Source organism: Glaciihabitans sp. dw_435 (assembly GCF_018449675.1).
Classification (GTDB): Bacteria; Actinomycetota; Actinomycetes; order Actinomycetales; family Microbacteriaceae; genus Glaciihabitans.
Genome location: NZ_JAAVUZ010000003.1, coordinates 372,530 through 387,073 on the forward strand (window position 1 = coordinate 372,530; position 14,544 = coordinate 387,073).

Here is a 14,544-nt window from a genome sequence, read left to right on the forward strand (position 1 = left end):
CCGAGCCGCCCGACCGCACGACACTTAGCTCTCCTGGCACAGACCACCTCAGAGACGGCAGGACACACACCGTGGGAATCTCCCTCGACGGCATCGCCAGCGGACTCGACACCGCTGCCCTCATCAGCCAGCTCATGGCACTGGAGGCAGTTCCACAGAACCTCCTCAAGAACCAGGTCACGGCGACCCAGACAAAGCTCACCGACCTGCAGTCCCTCAACACCAAGGTCGCGTCCCTCGGCGAAGCCGCAACCGCCGCCGCACTTCCGACCGCCCTCAAGACCTTCTCGGCCATCAGCTCCGCCGCGAACGTGACGGTGTCGAGCACCACCGCGGAGCGCGCAGGTTCTCTCGACATCACCGTCACCCAGCTCGCGCAGGCACAGACCCAGGTCACCGCGCCCCTGACGGCGTGGCCGACCACACCCCCGGTGGTGACGGTGGTCGGAAGCGATGGCACCGCACACGAAATCACCGCGGCATCCGCCGACCTCAACGATGTGGTCAGCGCGATCAACGCGGCCGGCGCCGGGATCACCGCCACCAAGGTCGCGTCCGGCGTGGACGCGTCCGGCACCGTGCAGTACCGCCTGCAGCTCGTGTCCGCCACCACCGGGCAGGCCGGTGCATTCAGCATCTACCGTGGATCGAGCGCCGAGGTGACCGCCGGCACGGCCGTCGACCTCGGCACCGAGACCGGGGCCGCAAAGATCCGCGCCGCGCAGGACGCCACGATCACCCTCTGGGCGGGAACGGGCGCCGAGCAGAGCATTTCCTCGACCAGCAACACCTTCACGGCCGTCCTGCCCGGCGTGGACGTCACGGTCAACAAAGTCTCGACAGACCCGGCCACGGTCACCGTCGCGCGCGATGTCACGAAGGCCACCGCTGCGGTGCGCATCGTCATCAACGCCATTGCGACCACGCTTGCGTTGATCGATCAGAAGTCCGCCACCGAGACCACCCAGGACGACACGGGCAAGGACGTCACCGCACTCGGTTCCTTCACCAGCGACCGGGCAATTCGCGATGTGCGCTCCAGCATCCAGACCGCGATGTCCGCGCCGGTCGACGGTCGCTCGCCCTCCGAAATCGGAATCAGCTTCGACAAGACCGGAAACGTCGTCTTCGACGAGGAAAAATTCCAGAAGGCGATGGCGGATGACCCGGACCGCACCGAGGCCGTCTACGCCGCCATCACCACACGGCTCGCCGCCGCAGCCGCCACCGCGTCCGACAAGACCACCGGCACGATCACCACGAAGATCACCGGATCCGAGGCGCAGGTCAAGGACTACACGTCGCAGGTCGAGGCCTGGGACCGCCGCCTGACCACGAGAGAAGCGACGCTCAAGGCAACCTACGCCGCGCTCGAGGTCTCCATGAGCAAGCTCAACTCTCAGTCCGCCTACCTCACCTCGCAGCTGGCATCGCTGGCCGCGCAGACCTCGTCGTCGTAACCGCTCCACGAACATCCAAGGAACCGTCATGAGCCTGCTCAATTCCCGCATCTCGGAGTACAACCGCAACGCGGTGCTCAGCGCGACGCCCTCCCAGCTGCTGACCATGCTGTACGACCGACTGCTGCTCGACCTCAGTCGCGCGCAGCTCGCGCAGCGCGAGGAGCGCTGGCAGGCGGCATCCACTCAATTGATCCATGCCCAGGCGATCATTGCCGAGCTGCAGTCATCGCTCAATGTCGACGAGTGGGACGGCGCGCAGGGACTCATGGCCCTCTACGTCTACCTCAACACCGCGATGATCAACGCGAACATCAACCGCGACCAGGCGCTGACGGCGGAGTGCATCCAGCATCTTGAGCCGCTGCGCCAGGCGTGGGTGCAGGCCGCATCTGCCGGCCAGAGCAGCGCGAGCCAGGGGTGGGGCGTTGCCTGATATGGCAGCCGATCACGGCTGGGACGACGTTCTCGCTGCGCTCGAGCAGGACCTCGCCGACATGCGCGCGAGCGTCACTCCGGCGACCGGGCGATGGGACGCCCCCTCTGCGCTCGGCCCGATCCCCGCGCACCTGGAACAGCGTGCGCTCGACCTCATCGCCGCGCAGCAGGACGTGCTCGGGATGCTCCGCCGGGAGCAGCTGGACATTGCGCGCCACCTCGCCGCGCTTCACGCCGTCCCGAGCGTCTCTGCCGCGCCGGCCCCCGTGTACCTCGACGTCCAGGGCTGAATTCTTTTCACTCCGTCGGGATTAAGCCCCGGTGACGCTAACGGTTCCGCCGCTGGTGCCGATAGATAGCTGTGGAGCACGGAGTGCTCGCTACATCTCGGCCACGGATCGGTCGTCGCTTACTCACCTGAGAAGAATGGGTTTTCCGTGCTCGATTCCGTGACGTCTGTGGCGCTCACCAGCGCCCTGAACGGGCTGGCCGCGCGCCAGCGCGCCATCGCCGACAACATCGCGAACGTCAACACCGTGAACTACCACGCCAAGCGCGTCTCGTTCGAAGACGCCCTTGCCGCCTCCGTGAAGGCGGGAGACGGCCACGCCGCTCCGGTCACCGCAACCTCCCTCGAGCCCACCAACCTCGAGGGCAACAACGTCAATCTCGATACCGAGACCCTGTCGAACGTGGAGACGGTCCTGCGTTTCCAGTTCGCAACCCAGGCCATGAACGCCCAGTTCACGAGCATGCGCAGCGCGATGAGGAGCAACTGATGAGTCCCGACGCCATCGGCATCGCCGGTACCGCCCTGACCGTGCACCGCAAGTGGCTCGACGCCATCGCGGACAACATCGCCAACGCGAACACGGCGACGCGCACGTCCGACGCCGCGTTCCAGGCGCGCTACATCCAGGCCCAGGCGGGGGAGGGCACCTCCGGCGTCTACGTCTCCGGCGTTCAGTTGGGGGATGCCACCGGCCGGGTCGTCAACCAGCCGGACAACCCCCTCGCCGACGCGGACGGCAACGTTCGATACCCCGACATCGACCTCGCCGAACAGATGAGCTCGCTCATCCTCGCTCAGCGCGGATACCAGGCCAACGCGGCCGTCGTCGACCGGGCGAAGACCTCCTACGAAGCAGCACTGCAGATCGGACGCAACTGATGAGCCTCGACGCAATCACGGCGGTTCAGGGCGTCGCGCCCACCGGCTACCTCTCCGCTCCGGACGCGGTACAGACGACGGATGGCTCGGCATTTGCCACCTCGCTGGCGGGCGCCGTCGACAACGCCCAGCAGCTCCAGAGCGACTCCAACACCCTCGCCATCAAGGCGGTCACGGGAGACCTCGACGACATCCACAACGCGACCATCGCGGCCACTCGGGCGCAGGTCACCCTGGAACTCGTCGCCGCCGTCCGCAACAAGGGCGTTGACGCCTTCAACGAGATCATGAGGATGTCCGCCTGATGCCAGCCCCGGTGCGTGCCTTCTTCGGCCGCTTCCAAACCACCCTGCAGGGCTTTTCGACCGCCCAGCGCACCGTGGTGATCGTCGGCGTCGCCGTGCTCATCCTCGGCATCGTCGCGCTGTCGTCCTGGCTGACCAAGCCGTCGTACACCCCATTGTTCTCGGGGCTGTCGGCAGCCGACGCCAGCACGATCGTCGAGCAGTTGCGCGGCGACAACGTGCCCTACGAGCTCGCCAATGGCGGCGCGACGGTGCTGGTTCCCGAAGACAAGGTTTACGAGGAACGCCTGACCGCCGCCGCCGCCGGCCTGCCGTCGGCATCGACGGGCGGCTATGCGCTCCTCGACGACATGGGAGTGACGACCTCCGAGTTCCAGCAGTCAGTCGCCTACAAGCGCGCGCTCGAGGGCGAACTCGCCAAGACCGTCATGGCCATGAAGGGCGTCAAGACCGCCTCCGTGCGGCTGGCGATTCCCGAAGAGACGGTGTTCGCCGCCGAGAAGAAGGACCCGACGGCCTCGGTCTTCATCGAGACGCAGAACGGCGTCTCGCTCACCAGCGATCAGGTGAACGCCATCGTGCACCTCACCAGCGCGTCGATCGAGGGCCTCACGCCCACCAACGTCGCGGTGATCGATGCGAACGGAAGCGTGCTCTCCGCCGTCGGGGTAGGCACGACCGGGTCATCCGATTCCCAGGCAACCGACTACGAGACACGCGTCAAGGGCACGGTGCAAACAATGCTCGACCGCATCGTGGGGGTGGGTAACTCGACCGTGGCCGTCGCCGCGACCGTGAGCAGTGAGTCGGCGGATGTCACGACCGAGACGTTCGGCACCACCAAGGGTGTGCCCGCGCTGAGCGAATCCACGACTAAAGAATCGTTCACGGGATCGGGTGCGGGCGCCCAGGGAGCCGGAGTCCTCGGGCCCGACAACATCGCCGTGCCGAGTGCCACCAACGGCACAGGGGACTATGCCAACACGTCCTCCACCAAGAACAATGCCGTCAACAAGGTGACAGAGACACGCACGATCCCGGCCGGGGCGATCGCCCGCCAGGACATCTCGGTCGCGATCAACTCCACCGTCGCGGGCGGCGTCGACCCCACGGAGATCCAGCAGCTGGCGGCCGCCGCGGCCGGGATCCAGACCAAGCGCGGGGACACCGTGAAGGTCTCCATGCTGCCGTTCACCACCGCGTCCGCCACCGATGCGAAGGCGGCCCTCGCGGCGACCGAACAGGCCCAGGCCGCCGACCGCACGGCGGGCCTGATCCGCACGGGAATCATCGCCCTGGTGATCCTCGTTCCCGTCATCCTCGCGCTCGTGCTCTTCCTGCGGCGCTCGCGCCAGCGTAGGGAGCCCGTCGAGGACGGGGAATTCGTCTTCGACGAGTTGCTGACTGTCCCCACCGTCAGCGCCCTCGCCGCCCCGACCGTGCCGATGCCCGTCTTCGACGCCGCCGATTTCACCCCGCCGGTTCCGACGGACATGGACGTGCGACGCAACGAGATCGCCAAGCTCGCTGCCCAGGACCCCGAAAAGACCGCGGACTTCCTCCGCGGACTGATGGATGACAGGCCCACAGCATGAGCGACGCTCCCATCGAACTGACCGGCACCCAGAAGGTCGCCGTGGTGCTGATGAACCTGCCGCACGCGCAGGCCGCGTCGGTGCTGCAGCAGTTCACCGACACCGAGGCCGAGGAGATCGCCGCCGAGATCGTGCGCATGCGTCGGGTCGATGCCGACGTCACCGACCGGGCCCTCACCGAGTTCCACGAGGCGGCAACCCTCGGCCGGATCGGTGCCCGCGGCGGGCAGGACTTCGCCACCGGGTTGCTGGAGACCTCGTTCGGGGCGGAACGCGCCGCCGGCGTGATGCGCCGCGTCCAGTCATCCATGGCGGGCAAATCCTTCGAGTTTCTCGACTCCGCCGAGCCCGGCCAGATCGTCTCGCTGCTCGACGGCGAGATGGCCCAAACCGTCGCCCTCGTGCTTGCGCACCTGCGGCCGGTGCAGGCGTCGACGGTTCTCGCCGGATTCGCCGACGCCTTCCGCAGTGACGTCGCGCAGTGCATCGCCACCATGACGAGCGCAACGCCCGAGTCGATCACCATCCTGTCCACGAGCCTCAAGGCGCGCGCGGCGGCAGTGGTGTCGCCGCGCAGCACCGCAGAGGTCGTCGGGGGAGTGCAGCCCCTCGTCGACATCATCAATCACTCGAGCGTTGTCACCGAACGCGCGATCCTCGAGGGCCTCGACGAGCGCGATCCCGACCTTGCCGAGGAAGTGCGATCGCGCCTGCTGACCTTCGCCGACATCGTCAAGCTCGACTCCCGCGACGTGCAGCAGGTGCTGCGCGGCATCGACCTGGCCCAGCTGGCCATCGCGATGCGCGGATCCCTCGACTCCGTGCAGCAGACCATTCGTGGAAACCTGTCCGAGCGCAATCGCGAACTCCTCGAGGACGAGATCGGCATGATGGGATCGGTACGGATGTCCCAGGTCGAAGAAGCCCGCGCCGGCATCGTTCGCTCGATCCGCGAGCTCGAAGCCGCCGGCACGATCACCGTCATGCGCGGGGACGACGATGTGCTCGTTGCCTAGCGGCGGATTCGCTCCGCTGGCGTTCCCGGCCATCGGCAACCCCGACACCGAGCGCGAGCTGGAGGGCGCCCGTCAGCGGGGACACGCCGCGGGGTACGCGGAGGGCACCCGACGCGCGGAGGCTGAGTTGCGCGCGAAGTTGCTGGACCTCGAGGCCAACCTCGCCGCAGAAATCAGTCACACCGCGGCACGGTCGGCGCGCGCGGTCGCGGTGCTGACCGCCGCAACCGAGGCTCTCGCGCAGAGGACCGCGCCCGTACTGGCCGAGGCCGATGACGCACTGGCGGCAGCGAGCATCGACCTCGCTGAGGCGATCATCGGCCATGCCCTCGCCGACGCTCCCGGGTCCGCCCGCGCGGCCATCGCCCGCGCCCTCGACCACCAGGAGGCCGCGAGCGTCATCGCCGTTCGGCTCAATCCGGACGACCTGTCCCTGCTCGACGCGGACATCCTCGCGGCTGCGCCCGTGCGGTTCACCGCCGATCCGACGCTGTCCCGCGGGGACGCCATCGCCGAATTCCCCGTGGGACTGCTCGATGCCCGCATCGGTGCGGCCCTGGATCGCGCCCGTGCCGAGTTGCTGGGAGACGTCCGATGACGGCCATGCCCGCGACATCCACCCGTCCCCGCGGCGGCCACTTTGCCGAGGCGATGCGGGCAGCGCATCCCGAACGGGTTGGTGCCGTCACGTCGGTGATTGGCCTCGGTCTCGAGATCGCCGGGCTTCCGGTGGCGGTGGGCGACCTCGTCACGATCGGTGACGAGAACAGGATCGACGCGGAGGTCGTCGCGACGACGCCGGACGGCGCCCGCTGCATGCCGCTGGCCCGCACCGACGGTATCCGCAGTGGGGCACCCGCGCGGTCATCGGGGAAGCCAGCGCTCGTGCCCACCGGGGGCGGGCTGTTCGGCCGGGTCATCGACGGGCTCGGTCGTCCCATCGACGGCAAGGGCCCCCTGCGGGTCAGCCGTCACGTGCCCCTCCACAACACGTCGCCGTCGGCCATGTCGCGGGCGCGCATCACCGAACCGCTGCAACTCGGTGTGCGGGTGCTCGACACCCTGACCACGGCGGGCAAGGGCCAGCGGCTCGGGCTGTTTGCCGGCTCCGGCGTGGGAAAGTCGTCGCTGCTCTCGATGATCGCGCGGGGAACCGAGGCGCAGGTATCGGTGATCGCCCTGGTGGGGGAGCGCGGCCGCGAGGTGCGCGAGTTCCTCGAGGACGACCTCGGCCCCGAGGGTCTCGCCCGGTCGGTCGTCGTTGTGTCCACCTCGGACGAACCGGCCATGATGCGCCTGCGGGCCGCGTTCACCGCCACCCGGATCGCGGAGACCTTCCGCGACGCCGGTGCCGACGTCATGCTCATGATGGACTCGCTCAGCCGGGTGGCGATGGCCCAGCGGGAGATCGGACTCGCCGCGGGCGAGCCACCGGCGACCCGGGGATATCCGCCGTCGACGTTTTCGGTGCTCGCCCAGCTGCTAGAGCGGGCGGGGACCGCCGAGAGCGGTTCCGTCACCGGTATTTACACGGTGCTCGTCGACGGTGACGACCACAACGAGCCGATCGCCGACGCCGCGCGGTCGATGCTCGATGGGCACATCGTGCTCGACCGGAAGCTGGCCGTCGCCGGTCACTTTCCGTCGATCGATGCGCTCGGCTCGATTTCGCGCCTCGCCTCGAAGGTCACGCCTCCCGAGCGCGCGCAGGTCGCCACCACCCTGCGCCGCGCGCTTGCCGCCCGCGCCCGCGTGCAGGACCTGCTCGACGTCGGTGCCTACCAGCCGGGCAGCAACCCCCTCGTGGACGCGACCATCGCCAACGACGCCGCGATCACCGCATTCCTGCAACAGCGGATGAACGAACAGACGACGACGGATGACGCGTGGGCCGCGCTCACCGATATCACCACCCGACTCGGAGGAACGCCCCAATGACGACTCGCCCCTTTTCGCTCGCCGGTCTCTTCCGTCTGCGCCGCCTGCAGGAGGACGAAGCCGCGGGAAACCTCGCCCGGGCGACCGGTCGCGCACGGGAGCACGACGCCGTGCAGGCCCGGGCGCGTCGCGCGCTCGAGGGTTTCTCCAGCCAGCCCGCCGACATCACGACGCTGCGGGCAATCGCTGCATCGCGGGCGTCCTATTCCTCCATGCTTGCCGACCTCTCTGCCGCCGCCGTGCAGCACGCACGGGAAGCCGACGACGCCACGGCGGCGTACACCGAGGCGCATTCCCGGACCGTGCGACTGGCGAAGCTCGAGCAGACGCACCGCGAGGCGGCGATCGCACAGGAGCTGCGCGACGAGCAGATCGCGCTCGACGAAATCGCGTCCGGATCGTGGCAGCGCAGAGCCGGGGGAGCGCGCTGATGCCGTACGCCGACGTGATGAGCCGCATCCAGGAGATTCAGGCGACCTTCACCCAGTTCACGTCGCCCGCGACGACGACGGCGACGTCCGCGTCATCCACCTCGTCCACGGCGTCTGCTGCCCTGTCCGCGTCGGCGTTTTCTACCGCCCTCGATGGAGCCGCGGCCGCCTCCCCGGCGGCACCCACCGCCACCGGCAGCGGCCAGGCCACGGGAGCGGACATCGTTGCCGCGGCCAAGAAGTACATCGGCGTGCCGTACGTCTTCGGGGGTGAAGACCGGTCGGGTATGGACTGCTCGGGTCTCGTGCAGACGACGCTCGCCGATGTCGGCATCAAGGCACCCCGCGTTGTCAGCCAGCAGCAGTACATCGGCACAAAGGTCGATTCCCTCAAGGACGCCAAGCCCGGGGACCTGATCATCACCCATAACGCCGATCACATCGTCATCTACGCGGGCGACGGCATGATCATCCACGCCCCGTACCCGGGGCGCGACGTGTGTCTCAAGAAGAACTACCTGACCGACGCCGACATCCAGACCATCAGGCGCGTCGCTCCCGAGTCCGCACCCGCCACGGCCGCGGTGGCGTCCGCACCCGCCACGGGTACTTCTGCCGCGCTCACCGCATCGCTCGCGTCGCTGTCGTCGCTGTCGAACGGGGGCTCCGCACCGGGTGCGGGGGATCTCGCCTCGCTCATCCAGTCGTATTCGGCGAGCGCGGCGGGTGGGACCGGCACGACCACCCTGACGGACATTATCGCCGCGGCCCGGCTGTCCCAGCTCTCCCTCCTCTCCGGACAGGCGTGATGACGTGACCCCCTCGACAGCACTGCCGCCCGTCCTGTCCCGCCCCTCCACCGCGCAGGGGACGACCCGCGTCACCGCCCCCGACACAACGGGCGACTCCGCGTTCGCTCGCGCCCTGGCAGCCACCGAGAAGCACACGGCACCGTCGCGAGTCGGCACGGCCGCGCACAAGCACGAGTCGGGCCGAGCGGATGCCTCGCTCCCGGGTTCCCTCGCCGCGTCGGCGTCACCCGCGGCAGCCGTTCCCGCGACGGCGTCACCAGCGACCGCCGGCCCCCCCGAGCCGACGGACATCACGGCTCCCGTGCCGCCCGCGCCGGATGCCTCCGCCACCCCGCCTCCTGGTGAGAGCACCGACCCGCAGCCCGCGGTGCCTCTCGTCACGGCACCTCCCGTCGCTGTCGCGTCAGCCGCCGTCGCCTCTCCCGTAACTCTCGTTCCCGCGCTGTCCGGCGCACCGGCGACTGCGGCAGCTGCGGACACCACCACCGGCCCGTCGCGGACGTCCGCGGTTTCGGCTGCGGTCCGGAGCGCCGACGCATCGGCGCTGCCGGGTGCGGGAACACCGCTCGTCGCCGACTCTGGCCCGTCCGTTGCCGGCCGACCTTCCCCGACAGCCCCGACCGCACCCTCAGCGACCGCGACCAGCGCAACGGTGTCTGGGGCATCTGGCACGCCCGGTGCATCCGCTGCACCGGCACCCGACACTTCCGCATCGTCCGCGCCCGCAGGTGCTCCCGCCCCGTCGACGACCGCAGCATCCGCAGTCGCAGCCGCGACAACGGCGGGCTCTCCGGCCGCGGCGGCCCAGGCGCGGGTATCAACCACGCCCAGCGGGACCGCACAGGCTCCGACGCTGACAACGACGCCGGCACACGGGCCGGCCGACGCAGGCAGCACGGGTGAAAAGGGCCCTGCGCCTGCCCCGGTGTCGTCGGCTCCCGCTTCCGGCTCCGCCGCGCACCCGGCGGCTTCGCCTGCTCCCACTTCCTCTCCGGCTCCCAGCGGGGTCCCGTCCCTCGCCCCATCGCCGGGCGAGGCCAGCAGCACTGTGACTGCCGACGCTGCGCCATCGGTCGAAGCCGCGCCCGCTGCCGGCTCGGCGCTGGCGGGCGCACCCATCGCCGTCGCGACACCCGGACCCGGGTCATCCACCGTCCCAGTCCTGCCCGCTGTCAGTACCCCGGCCACCGCGGTCGCGCCGCAGCAGCTACCGCTGGCCACCCAGATCGCACGGCCACTCTTCACTCTCGCGAGTGCGAAGCCGGGCGATCACTCCCTGACCATTCGGGTGAGCCCCGACAATTTCGGTCCCGTGACGGTGCGGGCGCACGTGTCCGCCGATGGCATTCGCATCGAACTGTTCGCGCCAAGCGACGGCGGACGTGATGCGCTGCGTCAGGTCCTCGGCGACCTCCGCCGGGACGTCGCTTCCGCGGGACTGACGGCCAGCCTCGACCTGTCGGGTAAGAACCACCCCGACACCGGGGCCTCCGACCGTGACCAGCAACAATCGGGTTCCCCGGACGAGCGTGCCCGGGCGGACGCTAACCGTCCCACTCCCACAAACCGACAGTTAAGCCGGGAGAGTGCGCCCTATCGCGGGCTCGACGGCAGTTCATCCACCCTCGACGTGCTGGCCTAGCCGCCGGCGCCCGATACAGGACACGAAGGAGCACCCATGGCAATCGCCGCTATCTCCGGTGACGTCAGCGCGCTGGGCGCCGCTGCCGCGACCGCGACGCCCAAGCAGGACATGGACAGCGAGCTGTTCATGAAACTGCTGGTCGTGCAGCTGCAGAACCAGGACCCCAGTTCCCCGATGAATACGAACGAGATGATCACCCAGACGACGCAGCTGGCCACGATGGAGAAACTCACCAGCATGGCCGACACCAGCACCGAGAGTTTTTCGCTGCAGATGCGCGCGGCGGCGTCCACGCTGCTGGGCCAGACCGTCAGCTACATCGACGGCACGGGAACCACCATCACCGGCACAGCCACCTCGGTCTCGTTCGCCGGCAGCGTTCCCCAGGTCACCGTGGGCGGCGTCACTGTCGCCCTCGACGCCATCTCGGGAATCGCGACGACGCCCCCGATGACGGTGCCCACCACACCGTCTGCCACCTCCGACACCTCCGACACCACCACCGCATAACCTCCGCACCTCCCCACTGAAAGGTCACCGATGCTTCGCTCTCTCTACTCCGGCATTTCCGGACTCCGCTCTCACCAGACGATGCTCGACGTGACGGGCAACAACATTGCCAACGTCAACACCGCCGGATTCAAATCATCCGCCGTGCAGTTCGAGGACACCCTCTCCCAGCTCCTGAAGGGCGGCAACGCGGGCACCGACACCGCCGGCGGCAGCAACCCCGCACAGGTCGGTCTCGGCGTGCAGGTCGCCGGCATCTCCACGAACTTCGCACAGGGCGCATCCCAGGCAACCGGACGCCCCGGCGACATGCTCATCTCGGGCGAGGGCTTCTTCGCCGTGAAGTCCGGCGCCGAGACGCTGTACACGCGTGCCGGATCCTTCGACTTCGACGACAACGGTGTGCTCGTCACCCCGACCGGTGGCCTCGTGCAGGGGTGGCCCGCCGCGAATGGCGTGGTCAACGCGGGAGGAGCCCTCACCAACATCTCCCTCCCGCGGGACGCCGTGAGCCCGGCTGTCGCGACCACGACGGCGAGCATCGGGGGCAACCTGCCCGATGATGCCGCCGCGGGCACCGTGCTGGTGCGCGACATCAAGGTCTACGACGCCAACGGGGCGCTCACGACGGTTCCGCTGACGTTCACCAAGACCGCGACCGGGTGGAACGCGGGGGATGGCACGACCGTCGCCGGCGCGATGACCTTCACCGACGGCAAGCTCACCAGTGCGACCACCCTCACCGTCGGGGGAGTCACGCTGGACCTCAGCAAGGTGACCGGGTTCGCCCAGCTCACCACGGTGGCCGTCGGCACCCAGAACGGGCGCGAGGCCGGAACGCTCAAGAGCTACACGATCGAGAGCGACGGAACTATCACCGGCGCCTTCAGCAACGGCGCGACCGAGGCCCTCGGCCGCATCGCCCTTGCCACCTTCACCAACGCGAGCGGCCTCGAGAAGACCGGCGGATCCACCTACCGCGCCACGACCGCGTCGGGAGCGGCAACCCTCGGCAGCCCGTCAGATCCCGGCCTCGGCGGACTCGCCGTGGGATACCTGGAGATGTCGAACGTCGACCTCTCCCAGGAGTTCACGAACCTCATCGTCGCCCAGCGGGGATTCCAGGCCAATGCCCGCATCATCACCACCTCTGACGAGGTCCTGCAGGAACTGACCAACCTCAAGCGATAACCCGCTGCCGTAGCGGCTCATTGCCACCAACTCTCGGCCGCCTCCCGTCTAACCAGACACGGGAGGCGGCCGATAGTTCTTTCGACGGTCCGATGGGGGCCGCACAAACGAGGGTGCAGCAATGATCACGGTGACGAGACTCAACGGCAGCGCGTTCGCCGTCAATCCCGATCTCCTCGAAAGGATCCATGAGAATCCGGACACCACGCTCGTCATGGTCGACGGCTCCACCTATATCGTCACCGAGTCCCTCGCCGAGGTCGTCAGCGCGATCGCCGCGTACCGCGCCCGCGTCATCTCGATGGCTCTGACGGCTAACGCCGCTGTGGGCGACTAGGACCGCCTGATGGATCCAGCGACACTCATCGGTCTGGTCGTCGCGTTCGGCGCCCTCTTCGGCATGTTCATGATCGAGGGCGCGAACATCACCTCGATCCTGCTCCCCGGCCCGATCGTCCTCGTGTTCGGCGCAACGATCGCCGTCGGCATCGCCAGCGGAACCCTCAAGGACGCCATCCTCGCGGTGCGCGCCCTGCCCAACGCCTTCCGCGGCAAGGTCGCAAAGCCCGATGAACTCATCGAGCGGCTCGTGGCCATCGCCGACAAGGCGCGACGCGAGGGTCTCCTCTCCCTCGAGGAGGACGCGACAGAGGCCACCGAACCGATCCTGAAGATCGCGCTCCAGAACATTGCCGACGGCACCGACGGAGACGAACTCCGTGCGCTGCTGGAGGACGAGATCCACACGAGCTCCAAGGCCAACTTCCAGGCGGCCAAATTCTTCAAGCTTCTCGGGGGATACGCGCCCACCGTCGGCATCATCGGCACGGTTGTGTCCCTGACCCACGTGCTCGAGAACCTCGATTCGCCCGAGACCCTCGGTCCCTCGATCGCCGCCGCCTTCGTCGCCACCCTGTGGGGCCTGCTGTCGGCCAACTTCATCTGGCTTCCCATCGGCGACAAGCTCACCCGCCTCGCCAGTCTCGACGCCGACATCATGACCCTCACCCTCGAGGGAGCCCTCGCCATCCAGCAGGGAGACCAACCGCGCCTCGTGCGCGAACACCTGCGCGCCATGGTTCCCAACGCCATGCTCGAGCCGGAGCCGGTGTGAGCGCCAGAAAACAGTCGCGCCGCGGCAGTAGCGAACCCGCGGAAGAACATCACGACGAACGCTGGATGGCCTCCTACATGGACATGGTCACCGTGCTGATGTGCATGTTCATCGTTTTGTACGCGATGTCGAGCGTCGATGTCGACAAATTCGAAAAATTGCGGATGTCCCTGTCCACCGGTTTCGGCACCACCGCGACTAACTACGCCGACACCGCCACCGGCATCGTCGTTCCGCCTGATCTGATCGGCGACAAGGGCACGCTCACCGCGACCAACGTCGAGGGCGACCCGGTCGATCCCAAGGATCTGGACCTGGCGAAGAACGAACTCGACGGCCTGCTGAAGATCCGGGATCGCATTGACGCGGGACTCGAGGCACAGGGACTGCAGTCCACCGTGAAATACGAGGTCGACGCCCGGGGACTCACCACACGGCTCGTGGGGGCGGAAACGTTCTTCGATGGCAACAGCGACGTGCTGACGCCCAAGGCGCGGCGCGTCCTCGCCACGATCGGTTCGGTTCTCGCGAGCATTCCGCACCAGGTGTCGGTGGAGGGTCACGCGGACCCCCACGGTTCATCCGGTCCGTTCCCCACTGACTGGGAGCTGTCGAGCGCCCGCGCAACCACCGTTGTGCGGTACTTCGTGGACCGCAGCCATGTCGCGGGAAAACGCGCGAGCGCCGTCGGGTACGGCTCTACCCGCCCCATCTCCACCGGCACGAGTGTCACGGCGATCGCCGCCAACCGTCGGGTGGACATCGTCATCGTGTCGGGAGCTCCCGAATCCGTGCGCACGCTCCTGCCGAACCTGCTGAATGAGCTGAGCCACCCCTCGTCGTCCGCGACCCCCTCCGCACCCGCCACGAACGACGCACCGATCGACCAGGCAGAAACTCCGCCAAAGCACTGAGGCG

18 protein-coding genes are annotated in these 14,544 nt (G+C 68.4%); all 18 read left to right on the top strand.

The genetic code is table 11. The annotated features are described in order from the left end of the window. Window positions 1-71 precede the first annotated feature (71 nt). Window positions 72-1,460, top strand: coding sequence for a flagellar filament capping protein FliD (fliD, locus tag HB677_RS18795; protein WP_213814880.1), 1,389 nt, complete (start codon window positions 72-74; stop codon window positions 1,458-1,460). A gap of 28 nt (window positions 1,461-1,488) precedes the next feature. Beyond that, on the top strand, window positions 1,489-1,896 hold the full coding sequence (gene fliS / locus HB677_RS06600) for a flagellar export chaperone FliS (RefSeq protein ID WP_213814881.1): 408 nt from the start codon (window positions 1,489-1,491) through the stop codon (window positions 1,894-1,896). A 1-nt stretch (window position 1,897) separates the two neighbouring features. Continuing rightward, window positions 1,898-2,188 (top strand): hypothetical protein, encoded by a 291-nt coding sequence (locus HB677_RS06605; protein WP_213814882.1) that lies wholly within the window; start codon window positions 1,898-1,900, stop codon window positions 2,186-2,188. A gap of 147 nt (window positions 2,189-2,335) precedes the next feature. Next, a complete protein-coding gene (locus tag HB677_RS06610; RefSeq protein ID WP_213814883.1) occupies window positions 2,336-2,677 on the top strand; it encodes a flagellar basal body rod protein FlgB in 342 nt (113 codons plus the stop codon). Beyond that, a complete protein-coding gene (locus tag HB677_RS06615) occupies window positions 2,677-3,069 on the top strand; it encodes a flagellar basal body rod protein FlgC (protein ID WP_213814884.1) in 393 nt (130 codons plus the stop codon). The genes HB677_RS06610 and HB677_RS06615 overlap by 1 nt, the downstream gene beginning before the upstream one ends. Next, on the top strand, window positions 3,069-3,374 hold the full coding sequence (gene fliE, locus HB677_RS06620) for a flagellar hook-basal body complex protein FliE (protein WP_213814885.1): 306 nt from the start codon (window positions 3,069-3,071) through the stop codon (window positions 3,372-3,374). Before HB677_RS06615 ends, fliE begins: the two co-directional genes overlap by 1 nt. Beyond that, window positions 3,374-4,969, top strand: a complete 1,596-nt coding sequence (gene fliF, locus HB677_RS06625; RefSeq protein ID WP_213814886.1) for a flagellar basal-body MS-ring/collar protein FliF — start codon at window positions 3,374-3,376, stop codon at window positions 4,967-4,969. The genes fliE and fliF overlap by 1 nt, the downstream gene beginning before the upstream one ends. After that, window positions 4,966-5,985 (top strand): flagellar motor switch protein FliG, encoded by a 1,020-nt coding sequence (gene fliG, locus HB677_RS06630; protein ID WP_213814887.1) that lies wholly within the window; start codon window positions 4,966-4,968, stop codon window positions 5,983-5,985. Before fliF ends, fliG begins: the two co-directional genes overlap by 4 nt. After that, the gene (locus tag HB677_RS06635) at window positions 5,978-6,583 is read left to right on the top strand and encodes a FliH/SctL family protein (protein WP_213814888.1); all 606 of its coding nucleotides are present in this window, start codon (window positions 5,978-5,980) and stop codon (window positions 6,581-6,583) included. The genes fliG and HB677_RS06635 overlap by 8 nt, the downstream gene beginning before the upstream one ends. Before the next feature lie 5 nt (window positions 6,584-6,588). Then, window positions 6,589-7,923, top strand: a complete 1,335-nt coding sequence (locus HB677_RS06640) for a FliI/YscN family ATPase (RefSeq protein ID WP_374193791.1) — start codon at window positions 6,589-6,591, stop codon at window positions 7,921-7,923. Continuing rightward, on the top strand, window positions 7,920-8,354 hold the full coding sequence (locus HB677_RS06645) for a hypothetical protein (RefSeq protein WP_213814890.1): 435 nt from the start codon (window positions 7,920-7,922) through the stop codon (window positions 8,352-8,354). The genes HB677_RS06640 and HB677_RS06645 overlap by 4 nt, the downstream gene beginning before the upstream one ends. After that, the gene (locus HB677_RS06650; RefSeq protein ID WP_213814891.1) at window positions 8,354-9,163 is read left to right on the top strand and encodes a C40 family peptidase; all 810 of its coding nucleotides are present in this window, start codon (window positions 8,354-8,356) and stop codon (window positions 9,161-9,163) included. The genes HB677_RS06645 and HB677_RS06650 overlap by 1 nt, the downstream gene beginning before the upstream one ends. A gap of 4 nt (window positions 9,164-9,167) precedes the next feature. Beyond that, entirely contained in the window at window positions 9,168-10,808 is a 1,641-nt protein-coding gene (locus tag HB677_RS18800) for a flagellar hook-length control protein FliK (RefSeq protein WP_213814892.1), read from the top strand. 36 nt (window positions 10,809-10,844) lie between these two features. Beyond that, on the top strand, window positions 10,845-11,321 hold the full coding sequence (locus HB677_RS06660; RefSeq protein WP_213814893.1) for a flagellar hook assembly protein FlgD: 477 nt from the start codon (window positions 10,845-10,847) through the stop codon (window positions 11,319-11,321). A 30-nt stretch (window positions 11,322-11,351) separates the two neighbouring features. Continuing rightward, a complete protein-coding gene (locus tag HB677_RS06665) occupies window positions 11,352-12,512 on the top strand; it encodes a flagellar hook protein FlgE (RefSeq protein WP_213814894.1) in 1,161 nt (386 codons plus the stop codon). Window positions 12,513-12,633: 121 nt separating this feature from the next. Beyond that, window positions 12,634-12,849 (top strand): flagellar FlbD family protein, encoded by a 216-nt coding sequence (locus HB677_RS06670; RefSeq protein ID WP_213814895.1) that lies wholly within the window; start codon window positions 12,634-12,636, stop codon window positions 12,847-12,849. A 9-nt stretch (window positions 12,850-12,858) separates the two neighbouring features. Then, entirely contained in the window at window positions 12,859-13,626 is a 768-nt protein-coding gene (locus HB677_RS06675) for a motility protein A (RefSeq protein ID WP_213814896.1), read from the top strand. After that, entirely contained in the window at window positions 13,623-14,540 is a 918-nt protein-coding gene (locus tag HB677_RS06680; RefSeq protein ID WP_213814897.1) for a flagellar motor protein MotB, read from the top strand. The genes HB677_RS06675 and HB677_RS06680 overlap by 4 nt, the downstream gene beginning before the upstream one ends. Window positions 14,541-14,544: the final 4 nt, after the last annotated feature.

Coding starts and splice junctions, on each gene's coding strand:
- fliS (WP_213814881.1), top strand. CDS start 1,489: ATGAGCCTGCTCAATTCCCGCATCTCGGAGTACAACCGCAACGCGGTG.
- HB677_RS06605 (WP_213814882.1), top strand. CDS start 1,898: ATGGCAGCCGATCACGGCTGGGACGACGTTCTCGCTGCGCTCGAGCAG.
- HB677_RS06615 (WP_213814884.1), top strand. CDS start 2,677: ATGAGTCCCGACGCCATCGGCATCGCCGGTACCGCCCTGACCGTGCAC.
- fliE (WP_213814885.1), top strand. CDS start 3,069: ATGAGCCTCGACGCAATCACGGCGGTTCAGGGCGTCGCGCCCACCGGC.
- fliF (WP_213814886.1), top strand. CDS start 3,374: ATGCCAGCCCCGGTGCGTGCCTTCTTCGGCCGCTTCCAAACCACCCTG.
- fliG (WP_213814887.1), top strand. CDS start 4,966: ATGAGCGACGCTCCCATCGAACTGACCGGCACCCAGAAGGTCGCCGTG.
- HB677_RS06640 (WP_374193791.1), top strand. CDS start 6,589: ATGCCCGCGACATCCACCCGTCCCCGCGGCGGCCACTTTGCCGAGGCG.
- HB677_RS06645 (WP_213814890.1), top strand. CDS start 7,920: ATGACGACTCGCCCCTTTTCGCTCGCCGGTCTCTTCCGTCTGCGCCGC.
- HB677_RS06650 (WP_213814891.1), top strand. CDS start 8,354: ATGCCGTACGCCGACGTGATGAGCCGCATCCAGGAGATTCAGGCGACC.
- HB677_RS06660 (WP_213814893.1), top strand. CDS start 10,845: ATGGCAATCGCCGCTATCTCCGGTGACGTCAGCGCGCTGGGCGCCGCT.
- HB677_RS06665 (WP_213814894.1), top strand. CDS start 11,352: ATGCTTCGCTCTCTCTACTCCGGCATTTCCGGACTCCGCTCTCACCAG.
- HB677_RS06670 (WP_213814895.1), top strand. CDS start 12,634: ATGATCACGGTGACGAGACTCAACGGCAGCGCGTTCGCCGTCAATCCC.
- HB677_RS06675 (WP_213814896.1), top strand. CDS start 12,859: ATGGATCCAGCGACACTCATCGGTCTGGTCGTCGCGTTCGGCGCCCTC.